We start from the raw sequence: 17,404 nt of genomic DNA, 5'->3' as shown, positions 1-17,404 counted from the left end.
TATCTTGAAAGGAAGACCCATGGCTGCTCACGGTTACAATACGGGCCGGCTGAATCTACCCTTCGTCGGCATTTCCACCTTCGCCAAAAGCCCTTATGTCGAAAACTGGGACGCGATCGACGCCGATGTCGCAATCCTCGGCGCACCCTTCGACTTCGGCACGCAATGGCGCTCCGGTGCCCGCTTCGGGCCACGCAGCATCCGCGAGGCTTCCACGCTGTTTTCCTTCGGCCATGCCGGAGCCTATGATCACGAAGATGACGTCACCTATCTCGAAGGCGTCAGGATCGTAGACATAGGCGATGCCGACATCGTGCACACCGACACGATGACGAGCCACGCCAATATCGAGTTCGGTGTTCGCAAGATCCTTGCCGCGGGCGCGCTCCCCGTCGTACTCGGCGGCGACCACTCCATCAACATTCCCTGCATCAACGCTTTCAGCGATCAGGAGCCGGTTCATCTGGTGCAGTTCGACGCCCATCTCGATTTCGTCGACGAGCGTCATGGTGTCCGCTACGGTCATGGCAGCCCGATGCGCCGCGCCTCGGAAAAGCCGTGGGTTACGGGCATGACGCAACTCGGCATCCGCAACGTCTCTTCCACCGCCAAGGAAGGTTATGACTATGCCCGAGCGCATGGATCGGAAATCCTCTCCGTTCGGCAAATCCGCAAGTTCGGCGTGGAAAATGTGCTGGAGCGCATTCCCGAGGGAAAGCGCTATTATCTCTCCATCGACATCGACGGTTTCGATCCTTCAATCGCCCCTGGTACCGGCACACCGAGTCATGGTGGCTTCATCTATTACGAGGTTCTGGAGCTGATTGCAGGGCTGGCCAAGCGCGGCGAGATTGTCGGCATCGATTTGGTCGAAGTCGCGCCCGACTACGACCACACCGGCACTACGGCTATTCTTGCCGCCCAGATCCTGCTCAATACGATCGGCCGCATCTTCGCGGTCAGCAGCTAAGCCCAGCAGCGAGTGGCGCTTTGCGAAAGCCCGATTTCTCAATATGCATAGCAGCGAGCTGCTATGCATATTGCAAACACCAACTGTAACTCCCTCTCTGACGAAGGAGCTTTGTTACAATCTACAATTTTCGATATCTTTTTGGCGCGCTCCCGAGCGATACTCGAAAGTGGCATTTAGGACATGTGACAAAAGTGGGGATTTACCCGCCATATGGCGATACAGGAACAAAGCCAATCCTATGTGACCGCCCAAACCTCCTCCTCTGATCACCGCGTGCCCCCGGACAAATTACCAGTATCGCCCAGCCGGCACAGGCCGAACGCCAGGACCATTTAGTCCTGCATCGGCTCGCCGAGCGTATGCATCAGACGGTTCGCCCAGCCGAAGATGGCGGACGAGAGGACGAGGTCGAGAGCTTCCAGTTCGTCGAGCCCGACATCGGCCAGCGCCTGTGCGTCGGCCACCGTCGCCTCGGGCGGTGTGGTCGATAGCCGTGCCGAAAAGTCGAAGATTGCCTGGAGGTGCTCGTCGAGCGTCGCCGCGAGACCGTCTGCAAACACAGCTTCGATAACATCCGTACGTTTCGTCAGGTTGTTGAACCGCGATGCGTGGACGGCGGCGCAGTAGACACAGCGGTTGACGACGGACGCGGCGACGGCGCCCAGCTCGCGCTCGCTTCCGGCCAGCCCGTCTTTTCCATACATGATCAGATTGAACAAGGGTGAGCGGACCGCGAGCGTCTCAGGGTCGTGAGCCAGGGTGAGTACATAGGGCGAGATGCCCTTGTTGGATGGCGTCATCTGCATCGCAGCATGCTGCTCTTCGGTAGCGGTCGCGAAATCGACTGGAACCACGTAGGGCTGCCAGCGCGGTATCGTGGTGGTGAAGGTATGGACGACCTCGCTCATCGCATTTCTCCAAGCAGCTTCAGGCCGGCGAGCACACGAACCTGGTAGTTGACGAAGGCCGCAAGCTCCGCGAGCCGGACAATATCGGCGTCGGTTACGCCGACTTGGCGCAACGCTTCCACATTTGCACGCGTCGCATCGCGTGGCGTGACCGTCAGGCGATCGGCATGGCGGACGATCTCCGCAGTACGCAAGTCCGTCACATTGTTTTCTGGGTCTGCGAGCGTGGCCGTGGTCGGGTCGTTGGCTTGAGCCACAAGGGTATCGTAGTGGCTTGCGAGCGCCGGATTGCGGTTCTGCCGCGCCATACGGGCGGCAAGCGCGGCCCTCAGTCCGTGAGAAAGTCCGCCGGGATCGCGCGGCAGGAGTACTGCGTCATGGGCCGCTTCGCTCAGGCGCAAGATCTCGGCGCGTTTCTCCATGGCTTGCGCAAGCGCGGAACCCGGCTTCACGGAGACTAGGGTTTCGATGAGTGTCAAAACAGGCTCCTCAATACGTCAGCAGGCATTCGAACTAGGTAGGCTTGCCGTCCAATTATGTCAAATATTAATGATGGCCAGCGCTTGATGCAGAATAATTATCTATTGATCCTCGCGAATTGAGAATTGTCATGCTTTACTGACATGAAGGAGAATGTTTGATGTCCATTATGCATTCTAACTCTTTCGATATCCGGCAACTTGAAGCCTTCGCAGCGGTGATGTCCGCTGGCAGCGTGACCGGGGCTGCGCGGCTCCTCGGGCGCTCGCAGCCAGCGGTCACCAGGCTCATTCAGGATCTGGAAGCCGATATCGGTTATGCGCTGCTGCATCGAAGCGGACCGCGCATTAGTCCGACCGCACGCGGCCTGCTCTTTCATGCCGAGGTCGAACGCCACCTGGCAAGCCTTGCCCATATTCGCGAACGGGCGAACGCGATCGGCCTGGACGAGCCGGCATCGCTGACGATCGCCGCCACGCCGTCACTTGCGGCCGGCATCTTGCCGCAGGCGATCGCGGCCGTCGCACCGAGCCTCATTCCGCGTCATCTTCATGTGCAGGCGCTCGCCGCCGAGAACGTCGTGCAGGCCGTGCTTGCCCGATCGGCGGACTTCGGTATCTCAAGCTTGCCGTTGGAGCATCCCGGCCTCGACGTCCACTGGGTCGCCGACGCGCCATGTGTGGTCGCTCTCTCCGCAGACGATCCGCTCGCCAGTGACGACGTCGTGCGTCTCGCAGATCTTGCCGACCGGCGCATCATCACCTTGGCGAACCCGTACCGTCTGCGGCACCGCGTCGACGAAGCTCTGGAAAGGGCGGGCGTTGTGCCGCAGCGGATGATCGACGTCAACGCCTCGATGACGGCCCTTACAATGGTCCGTGCCGGACTGGGAGTGGCCATCGTCGAGCCGGCAACCATCGTCGGTGTCCCGCTCGAGGGCATTGTGATGCGCGTACTCGACCACACCATACCTTTCCTCTTCGGCGCGATCTCGCCCGCTGCCTTGCCGATGACGCCGACCGTCGCCGCTGTCATTGACGCGGCCCGCGCGGTGGCGCTGGCAATGCCGGGTTGCCGGCTGCATGAAACCGGCGGCGTCGAGGCCCTGGCCGACACCGTGTACGGACAAACGATGCTGCCGGAAGGAACCTCTTCATGAGCGACCCGACCTCCGTCCCTCAAGGACTTGACGCCCTCGAGAAGCGGCTGAAGCAGGATCTCGCCTGGCTTGAGCTTCCCGCCAAGTCCTGGGTTCCTTCCCGCGACGTCGACGGCAAGCCGGTCGTCGACGTCGTGATCATCGGTGGCGGCATGGCCGGGCTCGTCGCTTCCGGAATGTTGAAGCGGCTAGGCGTTGCCAACCATGTCGTGCTCGATAAGGCGCCAGCCGGGCACGAGGGGCCGTGGATCACCTTCGCAAGGATGAGAACCCTCCGCTCTCCCAAGCAACTGACCGGTCCGGCGATGGGGCTGCCGGCCCTCACCTTCCGCGCCTACTATGAAGCGCTGTACGGCGCCGAAGCCTGGGGCGCACTCGACCGGGCACCGCGCGAAATCTGGATGGACTACCTGATCTGGTACCGGCGGGTGCTCGACCTTCCGGTTCGCAACGGAATATCCGTCGACGCGGTTCTCCCGCGCGCGGACGGCATGCTCGATGTCGTCTGCAGTCGGGACGGCCGGACCGAAACGACGGTCGCGCGCCATGTGGTTCTCGCGACAGGCCGTGACGGCCTGGGCGGACCGTTCGTGCCTTCCATCGCCGACCATATCGATCGGAAGCTCTGGGCTCATACTGCCGATGCGATCGATTTCACCGCGCTGAAGGGCAAGCGCATCGGTGTCGTAGGAGCCGGCGCTTCGGCGATGGACAATGCCGCGACCGCTCTCGAAGCTGGGGCGGCACGCCTCGACATGTTCGTTCGGCGGAAGGAATTGCCGCGGATCAACAAATTCACCGGCATCGGCAGCCAGGGCGTCGTACATGGTTTTGCGGGCCTTCCCGACGAGTGGAAATGGCGATTCCTGCACTACGCTATGGGCCAGCAGACGCCACCACCACGGCCGAGCGTCCTGCGCGTCAGCGCGTTCCCGCAGGCTCATCTTCATCTGGAAAGCGCGATCACCGCGCTGGCGCAGGACGACGATCATCTCGTGGTGACGACGCCGAAGGGGCGCTATCCGGTCGACTTCCTGATCTTCGGCACGGGTTTCAAGGTCGACCTGACAAGCCGGCCGGAACTCGCCGCCGTCGCGTCCCACATCCGTCTCTGGCGCGACCGCTTTCCCGTGCCGGCGGACATGCCGAACAGTGAACTGGAAGGTTCGCCCGACCTCGGCGAGGCGTTCGAGTTCCTCGAAGTCGAGCCGGGCGCGTGCCCCGCACTGTCGCAGATTCATTGCTTTAACTTTCCTGCCACGCTGAGCCACGGCAAGCTCACCGGCGACATTCCCGCCATCAGCGAGGGCGCCGACCGGCTCGCCCGCGGCATCGTGAGAGCGCTCTTCGTCGCCGACCGCGAGCGCCATTTCGAAAACCTTCAAGCTTTCGACACGCCCGAACTCCTTGGAGACGAATGGGCGGACGACGAGACGGAAACGCTTTCCGAACTATCCTCCGAAAGGACACCGACCAGAAATGCTTGAGATCAAGAACCTAAAGCTGTCCTACGGAAGCACGCAGATCCTGAACGGCGTCGATCTCTCGGTAAAGCGCGGCGACGTCGTTTCGATCATTGGCCCGAGCGGCACCGGCAAGACCACGCTGCTGAAATGCATCAACCACCTCGCCAAGCCCGCGTCCGGAACCATCGCGTTCGACCAGATCAAGATGGACTTCCAACGCCCGGACAAGAATGCAATCCAGGCGATCCGGCTCCGGACAGCCATGGTCTTCCAGCAGTTCAACGTCTTCAAGAACATGACAGTCATTCAGAACGTCATGGATCCGCTTGTTGTCGTGCAGCGCAAGTCGAAGGACGAAGCACGCGAGATCGCTCGGCGGGAACTTGACCGCGTCGGCCTCTCCGACAAGCTGGACCATTATCCGTCCCAGCTCTCGGGTGGCCAGCTCCAGCGTACCGGTATCGCGCGTGCGCTCGCGGTCAAACCAGACGTGATGCTTTTCGACGAACCAACGTCGTCGCTCGACCCCGAACTCGTCGGCGAGGTCCTGAAGGTGATCAAGGACGTCACGTCCTCCGGGATCACTTCCCTTCTCGTCACCCACGAAATGCAGTTCGCGAAGAACATCTCGAACCGCATCGTCTTCATGGACCGGGGTGTCGTCGCAGCCGACGGCAGTCCGGCAGAGATATTCGATGCTCCGTCGAACCCACGCCTTGCACAATTCCTCAATTCCGAGCTTGCAATCCACTAGAGAAAGGATGCCTGACATGTCTTACATCAAGTCAACTTCCCGCCGTACCTTCGGCCTTGCCGTAGCCGGCGTTGCAATCGCCCTTGCTACCGCGGGCGCATCCTATGCCCAGGATTCCGTCCGGACCATCAAGATCGCGACGGCGGCGGAATCCAAGCCGCTGTCGTGGGGCGCGATCGGTGTCGAACCCCAGGGCTACGAGCCCGACGTGCTGAAGGCGATCAATGCGAAACTCCCTCAGTACAAGTTCGAGATGGAAGGCGCCGCGGACATCGCACAGGAAACCGGCCTGGCAACCGGCAAGTACGATATCGCGACCGGCGGCTATTATCGGGCGCCCGCGCGTGAAAAGCAGTTCCTCATTCCGGAAAGCCCGATCGGCGCCAGCCTGATCAAGATCTACAGCCGCAAGGACAGCGGCATCAACGAGATGAAGGACCTCGTCGGCAAGAAGATCGTGCCTGTCACGGCCGGCGGCGGCATCTACAAATTCGCCACCGCGTGGCAGGAAAAGAACCCCGACGCCAAGATCGAGATCACCGCGTCGAGCGCCGGAATCCCGTACCCGGACCGCCTGAAGGAAGTCCAGAACGGCAAGTACGACGCGCTGGTTCTGCCGTCGAATCTGGGCGAACAGACCGTGATCGACAACCAGAAGCTCGACATCAAGGCGAGCGAGCCTGTCTCGATCAACAACACCTTCGTCCTGATCCACCGCTCCGCGGAAAACCAGGCGCTTTCCGATGGCATCGACAAGGCTCTGAAGGAGCTCAAGGCCGATGGTACGCTCGCCAAGCTCTCGCAGAAATGGTTCGGCGAGGACATCACTACCTACATGAAGTAACGGCACGCCACGCGCTGACGATCAAGGCTGAAATCGCAAAAAGGAGTGTTCCAAGGTGGACCTTTCCATAATGCTCTCCGAGCTGTTCAAGGCATTGCCCCTGACGCTCGCGATCACGTTCACAGCCATGGTCGTCGGCTTCGTGCTGGCGTTGATTGCGACGACGTTCCGGGTTCGAAGGATCCCCGTGGTCAGCCAACTGGCCGATCTCTACGTGTCCTATGCCCGGAGCGTTCCGGTCGTCCTCCAGTTGTTCGTCGCGTTTTACGGCCTCCCGCTTGTCGTCGGCCTGCTGAAGATCGACGACTTCGTTTCCCCTAATGTCGCTGCGATGCTCGGCCTCAGCCTCTACCATGGGGGCTACCTGTCCGAGGTTCTGCGGCCGGCCTACCTGGCCGTCGAACGCGGTCAACACGATGCGGCCGACAGCCTGGGATATAGTTTCCGGCAGAAGCTTGCCCGCGTCGTCGGTCCGCAGGCGGTGCACATCGCGCTGCCCGGTTACGGGAACTCTATCATCTACCTGATCCACAACGTCGCGCTCGTCATGTACATCGGTGCGGCAGACGTGATGGCGACGGCGCATCTGGTCATGCAACGGGACTACAATCAGTACCAGTTCGAGACCTACCTCGTGCTGGCGGTAACCTATTCGCTGCTATGCCTCGCGGCGTGGCTCATCGTGCGGTTCTTCGAGAAGCGCAATTCCAAGTTCGCGCTCAGCACCGCGACGGCCAAGGCCACCATCATGGCAAGCGTCTGATCGAAAGGAGGTCATGACATGTTCGATTCCGAAGTCCTTCTTCCCGATCTCTGGGACATCCTTGGTGCGGTTCCTGTAACGCTCGCCATGGCGCTCGCGATCTTCATCCTCTCGACGATCGTCGGCAGCCTGTTTGCGATGGCGGAGTATCGGCGCGTCCCCGTGTTGCGGGGGCTGGTGGTCGCCTACAAGATCGTCTTCAAGGGCGTTCCGATGGTGATCGTGATCTTCCTTGCATATTACGGCCTTCCGCCGGCACTTCACTTCCTGTCTTCTTTGGTCGGGGTGGAGTTCAACGGTCACGCGACGCCGAACTGGGTTACGCTCATCGTCGCGTTGACGCTCTGCGTCGCCGCATTCCAGGCTGAGGTGGTGAAGGGCGCATTGAATTCCTTCGACACCGGCCAGGCGGACGCGGCCTACTCGCTAGGCTACAAACGGAGCCAACTGTTCCGGCGGGTCATGCTGCCCCAGGTGATCGTTGCGGCGATCCCGGATCTCGCCAATTCGATCATGGTCATCATGAAGGCGCTTTCGCTTGGATTTGCCATCGAGGTCGTCGACATCTTCGCGCAGTCGCAATTGACCGCTGCGCTGAACTTCTACTACCTCGAAGCCTTCCTGATTGCTGTCGTGGTCTACATGGTGATCGCCTATGTCGTCACTTTCGCAGCCGATAGGATGGAACGGGCGCTCAGGGTATGGGCCTAATAGTGGCCTATAGGGCGGCAGCCACCAGGTGGCCCGGCCCAACAACACGGTAGCCGGCGTTTGCGGGTTGGTAGTCGATTGGCCGGATCGGACTTTTGATCTCGTCGTTTGCGACAGTGCGCTTTTCGCGGCGGCGATCCGGATCCGGCACAGGAACAGCTGCTATCAGCTTCCGCGTATAGGGATGCTGCGGGTTCTCGAAGATCGCCGCCCTCGGACCGATCTCGACGATCTCGCCGAGATACATGACGGCAACACGGTGGCTGACCCGCTCCACGACCGCCATATCATGCGAGATGAAAAGGAAAGCAAGGTTGAGGCTCTGCTGCAGATCGAGCATCAGATTGATGACCTGCGCCTTGATCGAGACATCGAGCGCCGAGACACTCTCATCCGCAACAATGACCTTCGGTTCCAGCGCAAGGGCGCGGGCGATGCATATGCGCTGGCGCTGGCCGCCGGAAAATTCATGGGGGTAGCGCGTTGCCATTTCCAGCGAGAGCCCGACTTTCAATAGTAGGTCGGCCACCACATCCTTGGCCTGCTTTGCCGTGCCCATTCCGTGTTCCAGATAAGGTTCGGCGATCGCGGCACCAACGGTCATGCGCGGGTTGAGGCTTGCATAGGGATCCTGAAAGATCATCTGCACCGATTTGCGCATCTGGCGCATGCCCTTCTTATCGAGCGAAAGCACATCCTTGCCTTCCACCACCACCGCGCCATCACTTGGCTCGATCAGGCGCATGATTGCGCGACCGGTCGTCGACTTGCCGCAACCGGATTCACCTACCAGGGACAAGGTCTCACCAGCGTGGAGATCGAAGGTGACATTTTCGACCGCATGGACGCGGCCGCTCAGGCGCCCGAGCAGGCCAGAATGAATATCGAAGCGCTTGCTGAGGTTCCTGACCTCCAGGACTGGGCGCTGGCTGGAGACAACCGTGTCGACGGCTTCCTCGGGCACATCGGATTCGCCCGTTGCCGTGTTGACCACGGGAAAACGCAGCGGCCGAACATGCCCTTTCATGGAACCGAGCACGGGTACGGCCGACAGCAAGGCGCGAGTGTAAGGGTGCTTGCTGCGATGAAAAATATCGGCCGTTGCTCCGGTCTCAACCTGCTCTCCTCGATACATGACCACCGTCCGGTCGGCGATCTCCGCCACCACGCCCATGTCGTGAGTGATGAAAAGGACCGATGTCCCCTCCTCTTCCTGAAGCATCTTGATCAGGTCGAGGATCTGCCCCTGAATGGTGACGTCGAGCGCCGTTGTCGGCTCGTCGGCAATGAGGAGTTTCGGCTTCGACACAAGCGCCATTGCAATCATCACGCGCTGGCGCATCCCGCCGGAAAAGCGATGTGGATATTCATCGAAACGGGCAGCGGCAGAGGGGATGCGAACCTTCTCCAGAAGCCTGATGGTCTCGGCGCGTGCCTCGGCTTTCGACATCGGTGAATGGCAGAGCAACGCCTCGGAGATCTGATCGCCGATCGTAAAGAGCGGATTGAGGCTGGTCATCGGCTCTTGAAAGATCATGGCAACCTCGTTGCCACGAACGCGGCGCATGGCATGTTCCGGCAGCGCCAGAAGGTTATCACCACCCAGCATGATCCTGCCTTCGATGCGGCTCATGTCTCTCTGCAGCAGCCGCATGATCGAGAGCGACGTCACGCTCTTTCCCGATCCGGACTCCCCGACGATCGCGACGGTCTCTCCCGGCGCAACCGTAAAGGAAATGTCGCGGACAACCGGTTTCCAATCCCCATCGATCAGAAACGAGGTCGTGAGGTTCTCGACCGAGAGAACCGGTTCAGCGGCGTCGACCGTCTGCGCGTCCATGCTTGGCTCCTTGTCGTTTCGGGCAGGCGTGGCGTATCAATCCGGCCAGCGCAACATTCCGTCGAAGCGATGCTTGCTGCGATTTTCGATGGGCGTCGCGATGATCTCGTTGGAAACGCGTGCCTTGTCGAGCTCCTCGGACAGACGTCCCGCCACGATCATCTCCTCGCCCGGGTGCAGGTTGCAGGGATCGAGATAGAAATATTGATGCTCCACCTTGTGGTCACGGACGATGATCGGAGGCGCACCCCGCGCCAAGGCATCTGACAGATCCCAGGCGGTAATATGGGCCTCCTGCGGATTCAGAATGACGCGCAGTCGATCCAGTGGGTTGTTGGTGGGATCGGGTTCGATCAGGGCCGTAACACCCGGGCGGCCATCCAGCGTCTGCTTCCAAAGATTGAGATAGCCGGTTTCACGTTCACGGATACCGGCGTGATCGCGCTTTTCCCAAGCTTCGAGCGCGACCATCACGCCGAAGATGCTTTCCTTGCCGACTTTCATGCCGCGGCCAATGCCCATGTTTTGAAGGAATGCATGCCGGACCAGTTCCTTCCTGCCCGCGACAATGCCCGACGTCGGTCCTCCGAGGAACTTGTGGCCTGAATACAATGCCACGTCCGCCTCCTGCTCAAGGAAAACCTTAAGGTCATATTCCGAAGCGGCATCGACAATCACCGGCACACCCTTGGCATGGGCGATCTCGACGAATTCCTTGAGGTTCAAGAGCCCGTGGTCGACCACATGATGCGAGACGACATAGACAGCGGCGGCGGTCTTCTCGGTAATGGCATTTTCCATGTGGAACCGGTGTGTGGAGGTCGCCTGGCCAACCAAAACGACCTTGCCGCCCGCAAGCCTTATGGCCTGATCGACAGGCGCGCCGTAACTGACCACATGCCCCATCTGAACGAGGACTTCGTTTTTCTCCGGCACGACATCCGGCAGTCTCTCGATGGCCAGCAGATCGTTGCCGGTGATGGCGCCTGCAACGGCAAGGCTGATGCCGGCCGAGCACGATGCCGTTACGAAACCCGCCTCGCCTCCGGTCAGGCGCGCTATCACGGCACTTGCCTTGCGCTGAAGATCGTTGATCTCGACGAATTGCGGCGAGATCGACGACATCGCCCTGACTGCTTCCGGAACGACGATAGAAGCGCCAAGGCTTGTCATCGTACCGGACACATTGATGACCGGGCGAAGACCGATCGATGCACGGATATCATCGGACATTTATTTCTCCTGTCTCTCTGTTCGACGACGAGGATCGCTTCGATTGCCTCATCGACAACTATGCCATAATAATGTAATAGGCTCTAAAACTGCTCGAGGAGCATGGAATTGGACGCAAAGATATCATCTCCGGACGATCCCGACGGCGCGGATCCGACCGACGGCGAAAGCACCAAGGTTGCTCGTCGCTCCCGCGTCAGCGGCATTGATCGTGCGCTTCAGGTGATTGATTATCTTTACGAAACTGGTTCTCCTCTCGGAGTTTACGCGATTGCCAAAGCCGTCAAGGCGCCGCTTTCCACGATCTACGTGATTGTCGACGATCTCGTCGAAAAGAACATGCTGACGCGCAACGCGGACGGTGCCCTTTGGCTTGGTCCGAGGCTCTACCATTATGGGCTCGCCTATGCTCGCTCGCTGGATTTCATGAGCGTGGCGACGCACGAAATGCATGATCTTTGCCGGGAGGTAGGCGAGACGGTGCAGGTATGCGGGCGCGACGGCGATCACATGCTGGTGCTTGCCATGGCCGACGGGCCGAGCCATTTTCAGGTCGCCTCTCGCGTCGGAACCCGCGTGCCGCTCAACTGGACCGCCTCCGGTCGCCTTCTGGTCGGCCATCTGGCCACGGACGAGCGTATCGAGCTTTTCAGGCGATGCGCGCGCTCCTCGCCGACGGGACGCGCCGAGGTCGATCCCGCGGCCCTTTCGGAAGCAGCCGTCAAGGCTTTCGGTGACCGCCTGTCGATCCAGGCCGGCGAGTCCGATTATGCCGTTGCCTGCATCGCCTCGCCGATCTGCGATCGGGATGGCCAATGCGTTGCCACCATCTCCATCGTCCTGCCGGAACAGAAGGCCTTTTCCGACGAGAACCACTACACCGCACATGTCCGTGCTTCGGCTGAACGGATAGAAAAAGTGATGGGCTGGCGCAACCACTAGGACACTCTCCTTCAGTCGTTCAGGGCGATGATCGCTTCGATCTCGACCGTGATGTTGCCAGGCAACGAGCCGAACCCGACAGCCGAGCGCGCATGCTGACCAGCCTCGCCGAAAACAGCAATGAAGAGATCCGAGCATCCGTTGATGACGCTTGGATGGTCTTCGAAGCCCGGAACCGCATTGACCATGCCGAGCAGCTTGACGACGCGCTTGACGCGGGACAGGTCCCCGAGCGCCTCATGCATGACCGCGAGCAGATTGATGCCGGTCAGGCGCGCGTGCCTGTAGGCGTCGTCGACGGCGACATCAGTTCCGACCTTGCCGGAATGCATGAAACCGTCTGCCTCGCGCGGGCCCTGTCCCGAAAGATAGAGGATATTCCCTTCCTGCACATGCGTAACAAAATTGGCTATCGGCGGCGGCGAGGGCGGCAGCTCAATGCCGAGCGCGGCTAGCCGTTCATAGGGAGAACCGATGGTTGTTGTCATTGCTGGGGACCTGTTCACGCAAATTCCTGTCTGAAATCGTAGTTGGCGCCGTGGTTACCGATAGGAATAGCCGTGGCTGTGGCGCACGAGCTTGCGGGCTCTTGGAATGTAGCGGCTGGCTGCGATCGCCTCACTGCCGATGATGGCGTAGCGCGGCTCGAAGAGCTTCTTGAGCACCGAGACATCGCCGTTGGAGTCGGTTGCTTCCACCTCGGAGTCGACCAGGTCAAAGATCGTGAAGTCGGCACGTTGCCCAACCGACAGGCGGTTCTCCATCGACAACTTGATGACGGATGCCGGAGCATGGGTGACGGCCTCCACGACCTTGTCGAACGGCATGCCGACCGAAAGCAGCTTCGACATCGTCGTGGCCAGATCCCAGACCGGGAAGTTCATCGAATGGCCATGCAGGTCTGTCGAGATCGAGAACGGCAACAGGCCGCGCTTGATCGCGGCCTCGGCCACCTGGAACGAGAAGGAGGCGCCACCGTGACCGATATCCAGGCGAATGCCCTCGCCCGCACACCGTTCGGCGAGGTTGAAGAGATCCTCGTCTTCCAGGATGCTCGAACCCGCCTTGCCGTTGAAGCAATGGGTAACGACGTCTCCAGGACCGAGAATTTCAAGAACCTCATCATAGAGCGCCGGCGGCTCGCCAACATGCACCATCATCGGCACATTCAGGATCTTGGCGATCTTCTTGCCGAGCTTGACCGGCGTTACGCCCCACGAACCGGTAATGACATGGCTCGCACGAACCTTGATGCCGACGATATGCTCACTATTCTCGGCATAGACCTCCAGGATCCGGTCGAGATTGATGGAGCGGATATCCATCAGCTCGCTTACGCGGTTGCATGCGACCAGGCCGATGGAGCCGAGATTGAGGAAGGCCTTGATCCGCTCTCGGGATGGCTCGATGATATATTCACGGAAGCCGTGGAAATTCGCCTCGCCAGCCGATCCGGCATCGACCAGCGTGGTTACGCCGCGTTCGGCACCGCATTCCGATGGGCGGATGGAGATATCGGTGCCGCCATGCCATATATGCACATGTAGGTCGACCCAGCCGGGCGAGATCCATGCTCCATTTGCATCGATACGCGTAACATCGTCGGCAACGGACAACGAGGGTCCGATCGTGGCGATATGACCATCGGCGCCAACGTGAATATCGATCATCCCTTGCGGCGCGGCATTGCCGAAGGCCATGGGCTTGACGTTGGTGAGCAGAAGCGGCTTTCTCGCCTGATCCCCGGATGACATGATTACAGGTCCTTTCGCAGTCTTGGATCGAGAGTATCGCGCAGTCCGTCGCCGACCATCTGCAGCGAGAGCACGGAGAGAATGATGGCAATACCGGGGAACAGCGTCATCCAGTCGGCCTGACCGATATATTGCCGGCCGGCCGCGATCATCGTTCCCCAGGTCGGTATTTCCGGGCTGACGCCGAGCCCAAGGAAAGAAAGCCCCGCTTCGGCCAGCATCGCATTGGCAAAGAGGAAGGTGCCCTGGACGAGGATCGGCGACAGCAGATTGCGCAATACGTGTCGTGTCATGATGTGAAAGGTCGATATTCCAAGCGCCTTTGCGGCTTCGACATAGGGCAGTTCGCGGAGAACCAGCGTCGATGCGCGCACGATGCGGGCAAGACGCGGAGCGTAGACAACCGAAAGGGCGATGATCACGGTGGTCAGCGAGGGACCAAGTGCGGCGACCAGCGCGATTGCCAGCAGAATATCCGGAAAGGCCATCATCGCGTCGATCAGGCGAGCGATCGGGGTGTCAAGCTGCTGGAAGAAGCCGGCTAACAATCCAAGCGTCACACCAATCACCGCCGACAATGTGACCACGGCGACGCCCACCAGCAGCGACAGGCGGCCGGCAAAGATGGTGCGCGAAAAGATGTCGCGTCCGAACTCGTCGGTGCCGAAGAAGAACGTGCCGCTCGGCGGCTTCAGGCGATTGACGATGGAAAGCTTCGAGGGCGAATAAGGAGCGATCAAGGGTGCAAAGATTACAAGCAGCGCGAAGATCGTGAGGATCAGGACGCCGATGGCGACCGTCTTTCTCCTGAAAAGCCGGCGGAAGAATTTACTGCGCTCGCTTTGAGCAGGCTTGATGGCAATATCCGTCATCAGTAACGCACCCTCGGATCGATCAGCAGATACAGCATGTCGATAGCAAAATTGATCAGCACGTAGAGGGCCGCGATGACCAGCAGCGCGCCCTGGATCACCGGATAGTCGCGCCTGAGCACTGCGGAGACGACCAGGTTGCCAACGCCCGGGAGGCCAAAGACGGTCTCCGTCACCACGGCGCCTGAAATCAGCACCGCGGCTGTGAGGCCGATGACGGTGAGGATCGGAATCAGGGCATTCTTGAGTGCATGCTTCAGGATGACCCGGCGCTCGACGAGGCCCTTGGCGCGGGCGGTGCGGATATAATCATCGCCAAGCACATCCAGCATCGAGGCCCGCGTAAAGCGAAGGATCAGTGCCGATGAAACGACACCGAGCGCGAAGGCCGGCAGCATCAGATGATACATGCGGTCGACGAAGCTCGAGCCGGGGCCGCCATAGCCTGAAACAGGAAAGAGATTGAGGCGCACTGCGAAGAACTGCATGAGGATGAGGCCGAGCCAGAAGCTCGGTATGCTCGCGACAAACATCGCCACGGCGGTCGCCGCCTGATCAACGAATGACCCACGCCGGTATGCCGCGTAAATTCCGATCGGCAGCGCGATGATGCAGGCGATGGCCAGGGAGAACAGCGTCAGGAAAAACGTCGGCTCGGCGCGATCGAGCAGCGCCGAGGTCACCGGCATATTCAGGAAGATCGACTGGCCAAGATCACCCTGCAGAAGCTTTCCTATATAGTAGAGATATTGGATCCCCAGAGATTGGTCGAGACCCAGTCGGGCGCGAAGATCAGCGATATCCTGCGGTGTCGCATCCGGTCCGAGCATCACGGCCGCCGGATCGCCCGGTGTGACACGGACAATGATGAAGACGATCGTGACGACCAGAAACATGACGACGATCATGCCGAAGAGGCGCTGTAGAACGTAACGTATCATGGTTGGCTGATCCTTCCGGCCAACGACCAGGGGATGATCAAGAGGCGGCAGGCCAAAAGGGCCGGCCGCCCGTGTTGGTCAGGCTACTTCTTGATCGAAGCGTTCCAGAAGTACGGCCAGGGAGCGGGAGTGACGCCCTCGAGCTTTGTGGATACGGCGGACACCGCGTTGAAATCGCCGATCTTCATGAAGGGGACATCGTCGTAAATCGCCTTCTGCAGATTCGCGAACAGCGCGACACGCTTGTCGGGATTCACTTCCGTTGTGAAGGCATCGACAGCGGCTTGGCGCGCCGGCGTATCCCACCAGCCCGGCGAACTCGTCGACAGCGAGCCGATCAAGCCGGGCTCGGGCAGGAAGGGGCTATGGGTGATGTAGATATCCCACAGCTTCGGATCGGTACGGCGCTGGGTGAGCGTCGCCCAATCGACGACCTGCAAGTCGACGGTGAAGCCGGCAAGCTTGAGATATTCCGCCGCAACCTGCGCCATCTTGTAGTGAAATTCATACTGGCGGCTGGTCAGGATACGCAAGGGCTCGCCATTGTAGCCCGCCTTCTTCAGCGCTTGCGCGGCCTCTTCCGGCTTCCCGATGTTATACGCCCCGTCGACGCCGGCATCCGTGTGCCATACATAGGCTTTCGGATAGATATCTCCGTTCAGCGCATAAAAATCCGGGCTACCGAACGCCGCCGCCAACATGTCTTCCATGTTGAGCGCCTGGCGGATCGCCTTGCGGATTTCGATGTTCTTGGCGATGCCGTCCTTGGTGTTGAATACGAACACCGGATAGCCGAATGGCTTCAGAATGACCGGCTGCGAAGCCGTCGATGCCTTCAACTTGTCGAAGGATTCGACAGGAATGGAATCGACATAATCGTATTGGCCGGAAACCGCCGCCTCGACGCGGGTGTTTGCGTCGGGGACCGGCACGAAACGGATCTCGTCGAGATACTGATGACGGGCGCCACCATAACCGTCGCTTTCGCCATCCCGCGACTTGTAGCCATCGAAACGCACGAGCTGAATATATTGATCAGCCTTGCGCTCCTTGAGCATATAGGGGCCGGTGCCAATGAACTCCTTCATCGGCTCATCCTGCTTGTCGGCCGGAATGATGATTGCCGCGGAATTGTTGAAGGCGAGCAATGAGGTCAGTGGCGCATAGGGCTGCTTGAGCGTGATCTTGACGGTCGTGGGATCGACGGCCGCAATCGCCTCGATGAAGCCTGCCACCTGCTTGCCGCGAGAGGCGACCTTTTCCCATCGGTTGAGCGATGCGACGACGTCTTTGGATGTCATATCCGTGTTGTTGTGAAACTTGATGCCGGTGCGCAGCTTGATCGTATAGGTCTTACCGTCAGCGCTGATCTGCGGAAGGCTTTCAGCCAGAAGCGGGGTTACCTTCCAGCTCTTGTCGAACGTGTAAAGCGTCTCGAAAATGTGCTGGGTAACGATGCCGACGAGATCTGCCGTAGACGACATTGGGTCGAGGGTCGGCGGCTCGCCGATCGTGGCGACGTTGATCACCCCTCCCCTTTCCTGGGCGAGAAGGATCGAAGGCAAAGCAAGGAGTGCCGTGCCGAGCAGCAATGCGACGAGGTTCTTCATACAAGTCTCCCGGTTCATTGTTCCGTAATTATGTTATAAGTATTTTTATAAAAGAATTATAAAAGAATACAGAACGAACGAGGCATGTCAATTGCCGGCACAGTCACGTTAACGGGCCTGGTTGGAGCTTTGGCGTAAGCAGTCGGGGACGTCA

The 17,404-nt window shown here is 59.9% G+C and carries 17 protein-coding genes; 8 read left to right on the top strand and 9 right to left on the bottom strand.

Features of this window, described 5'->3' with window-relative positions:
- The first annotated feature begins 19 nt into the window (after positions 1-19).
- A complete protein-coding gene (speB, locus tag PMI03_RS15445; protein WP_007694827.1) occupies positions 20-970 on the top strand; it encodes an agmatinase in 951 nt (316 codons plus the stop codon).
- Between the two features lie 335 nt (positions 971-1,305).
- Here speB and PMI03_RS15440 read toward each other — a convergent pair whose 3' ends face one another.
- Positions 1,306-1,881 (bottom strand): peroxidase-related enzyme, encoded by a 576-nt coding sequence (locus PMI03_RS15440; RefSeq protein WP_007694826.1) that lies wholly within the window; start codon positions 1,879-1,881, stop codon positions 1,306-1,308.
- Entirely contained in the window at positions 1,878-2,360 is a 483-nt protein-coding gene (locus tag PMI03_RS15435; protein WP_007694825.1) for a CMD domain-containing protein, read from the bottom strand. The genes PMI03_RS15440 and PMI03_RS15435 overlap by 4 nt, the downstream gene beginning before the upstream one ends.
- Positions 2,361-2,521: 161 nt before the next feature.
- On the opposite strand from PMI03_RS15435, the gene PMI03_RS15430 reads away from it, so the two are divergent.
- From PMI03_RS15430 to PMI03_RS15405, 6 genes are read left to right on the top strand one after another with little or no spacing between them, the layout of a single operon-like run.
- Positions 2,522-3,520 (top strand): LysR family transcriptional regulator, encoded by a 999-nt coding sequence (locus PMI03_RS15430; protein WP_007694824.1) that lies wholly within the window; start codon positions 2,522-2,524, stop codon positions 3,518-3,520.
- Entirely contained in the window at positions 3,517-5,007 is a 1,491-nt protein-coding gene (locus tag PMI03_RS15425; protein ID WP_007694823.1) for an NAD(P)-binding domain-containing protein, read from the top strand. Before PMI03_RS15430 ends, PMI03_RS15425 begins: the two co-directional genes overlap by 4 nt.
- Positions 5,000-5,740, top strand: coding sequence for an amino acid ABC transporter ATP-binding protein (locus PMI03_RS15420; RefSeq protein ID WP_007694822.1), 741 nt, complete (start codon positions 5,000-5,002; stop codon positions 5,738-5,740). Before PMI03_RS15425 ends, PMI03_RS15420 begins: the two co-directional genes overlap by 8 nt.
- 16 nt (positions 5,741-5,756) lie before the next feature.
- Positions 5,757-6,584: an amino acid ABC transporter substrate-binding protein gene (locus PMI03_RS15415; protein WP_007694821.1), complete on the top strand. Its 828-nt coding sequence runs from the start codon at positions 5,757-5,759 to the stop codon at positions 6,582-6,584.
- 55 nt (positions 6,585-6,639) lie between these two features.
- Positions 6,640-7,347, top strand: coding sequence for an amino acid ABC transporter permease (locus PMI03_RS15410; RefSeq protein WP_007694820.1), 708 nt, complete (start codon positions 6,640-6,642; stop codon positions 7,345-7,347).
- Positions 7,348-7,365: 18 nt separating this feature from the next.
- A complete protein-coding gene (locus PMI03_RS15405; protein ID WP_007694819.1) occupies positions 7,366-8,058 on the top strand; it encodes an amino acid ABC transporter permease in 693 nt (230 codons plus the stop codon).
- A 7-nt stretch (positions 8,059-8,065) separates the two neighbouring features.
- Here the strand turns inward: PMI03_RS15405 and PMI03_RS15400 are convergent, their stop codons facing one another.
- Positions 8,066-9,898 (bottom strand): ABC transporter ATP-binding protein, encoded by a 1,833-nt coding sequence (locus tag PMI03_RS15400; protein ID WP_007694818.1) that lies wholly within the window; start codon positions 9,896-9,898, stop codon positions 8,066-8,068.
- 36 nt (positions 9,899-9,934) lie between these two features.
- Complete coding sequence (locus tag PMI03_RS15395; protein WP_007694817.1) at positions 9,935-11,131, bottom strand: aminotransferase class V-fold PLP-dependent enzyme; 1,197 nt, start codon at positions 11,129-11,131, stop codon at positions 9,935-9,937.
- Positions 11,132-11,233: 102 nt separating this feature from the next.
- Here PMI03_RS15395 and PMI03_RS15390 point away from each other — a divergent pair, with 102 nt between their 5' ends.
- Positions 11,234-12,073, top strand: a complete 840-nt coding sequence (locus PMI03_RS15390) for an IclR family transcriptional regulator (protein WP_034515633.1) — start codon at positions 11,234-11,236, stop codon at positions 12,071-12,073.
- An 11-nt stretch (positions 12,074-12,084) separates the two neighbouring features.
- Here PMI03_RS15390 and PMI03_RS15385 read toward each other — a convergent pair whose 3' ends face one another.
- The 5 genes from PMI03_RS15385 to PMI03_RS15365 all read right to left on the bottom strand — a co-directional run bounded on the left by PMI03_RS15385 (position 12,085) and on the right by PMI03_RS15365 (position 17,250).
- The gene (locus tag PMI03_RS15385) at positions 12,085-12,561 is read right to left on the bottom strand and encodes a RidA family protein (RefSeq protein ID WP_007694813.1); all 477 of its coding nucleotides are present in this window, start codon (positions 12,559-12,561) and stop codon (positions 12,085-12,087) included.
- Between the two features lie 54 nt (positions 12,562-12,615).
- Entirely contained in the window at positions 12,616-13,827 is a 1,212-nt protein-coding gene (locus PMI03_RS15380; RefSeq protein ID WP_007694811.1) for an amidohydrolase/deacetylase family metallohydrolase, read from the bottom strand.
- Between the two features lie 2 nt (positions 13,828-13,829).
- Positions 13,830-14,699: an ABC transporter permease gene (locus tag PMI03_RS15375; protein WP_007694808.1), complete on the bottom strand. Its 870-nt coding sequence runs from the start codon at positions 14,697-14,699 to the stop codon at positions 13,830-13,832.
- Complete coding sequence (locus tag PMI03_RS15370) at positions 14,699-15,640, bottom strand: ABC transporter permease (protein ID WP_007694806.1); 942 nt, start codon at positions 15,638-15,640, stop codon at positions 14,699-14,701. Before PMI03_RS15370 ends, PMI03_RS15375 begins: the two co-directional genes overlap by 1 nt.
- A gap of 83 nt (positions 15,641-15,723) precedes the next feature.
- Positions 15,724-17,250 (bottom strand): ABC transporter substrate-binding protein, encoded by a 1,527-nt coding sequence (locus PMI03_RS15365; RefSeq protein ID WP_007694803.1) that lies wholly within the window; start codon positions 17,248-17,250, stop codon positions 15,724-15,726.
- Positions 17,251-17,404 lie beyond the last annotated feature (154 nt).

The organism is Rhizobium sp. AP16 (assembly GCF_000281735.1).
Classification (GTDB): Bacteria; Pseudomonadota; Alphaproteobacteria; order Rhizobiales; family Rhizobiaceae; genus Rhizobium; species Rhizobium rhizogenes.
Note: the sequence above shows the minus strand (reverse complement) of the source record. Positions and strands in the feature narration are given on the sequence as shown.

Excerpts from the sequence above, each read along its gene's own strand:
- speB (WP_007694827.1), top strand. The coding sequence starts at position 20 with ATGGCTGCTCACGGTTACAATACGGGCCGGCTGAATCTACCCTTCGTC.
- PMI03_RS15365 (WP_007694803.1), bottom strand. The coding sequence starts at position 17,250 with ATGAAGAACCTCGTCGCATTGCTGCTCGGCACGGCACTCCTTGCTTTG.
- PMI03_RS15370 (WP_007694806.1), bottom strand. The coding sequence starts at position 15,640 with ATGATACGTTACGTTCTACAGCGCCTCTTCGGCATGATCGTCGTCATG.
- PMI03_RS15395 (WP_007694817.1), bottom strand. The coding sequence starts at position 11,131 with ATGTCCGATGATATCCGTGCATCGATCGGTCTTCGCCCGGTCATCAAT.
- PMI03_RS15415 (WP_007694821.1), top strand. The coding sequence starts at position 5,757 with ATGTCTTACATCAAGTCAACTTCCCGCCGTACCTTCGGCCTTGCCGTA.
- PMI03_RS15375 (WP_007694808.1), bottom strand. The coding sequence starts at position 14,699 with ATGACGGATATTGCCATCAAGCCTGCTCAAAGCGAGCGCAGTAAATTC.
- PMI03_RS15390 (WP_034515633.1), top strand. The coding sequence starts at position 11,234 with ATGGAATTGGACGCAAAGATATCATCTCCGGACGATCCCGACGGCGCG.
- PMI03_RS15420 (WP_007694822.1), top strand. The coding sequence starts at position 5,000 with ATGCTTGAGATCAAGAACCTAAAGCTGTCCTACGGAAGCACGCAGATC.
- PMI03_RS15385 (WP_007694813.1), bottom strand. The coding sequence starts at position 12,561 with ATGACAACAACCATCGGTTCTCCCTATGAACGGCTAGCCGCGCTCGGC.
- PMI03_RS15400 (WP_007694818.1), bottom strand. The coding sequence starts at position 9,898 with ATGGACGCGCAGACGGTCGACGCCGCTGAACCGGTTCTCTCGGTCGAG.
- PMI03_RS15440 (WP_007694826.1), bottom strand. The coding sequence starts at position 1,881 with ATGAGCGAGGTCGTCCATACCTTCACCACCACGATACCGCGCTGGCAG.
- PMI03_RS15380 (WP_007694811.1), bottom strand. The coding sequence starts at position 13,827 with ATGTCATCCGGGGATCAGGCGAGAAAGCCGCTTCTGCTCACCAACGTC.
- PMI03_RS15425 (WP_007694823.1), top strand. The coding sequence starts at position 3,517 with ATGAGCGACCCGACCTCCGTCCCTCAAGGACTTGACGCCCTCGAGAAG.
- PMI03_RS15430 (WP_007694824.1), top strand. The coding sequence starts at position 2,522 with ATGTCCATTATGCATTCTAACTCTTTCGATATCCGGCAACTTGAAGCC.
- PMI03_RS15405 (WP_007694819.1), top strand. The coding sequence starts at position 7,366 with ATGTTCGATTCCGAAGTCCTTCTTCCCGATCTCTGGGACATCCTTGGT.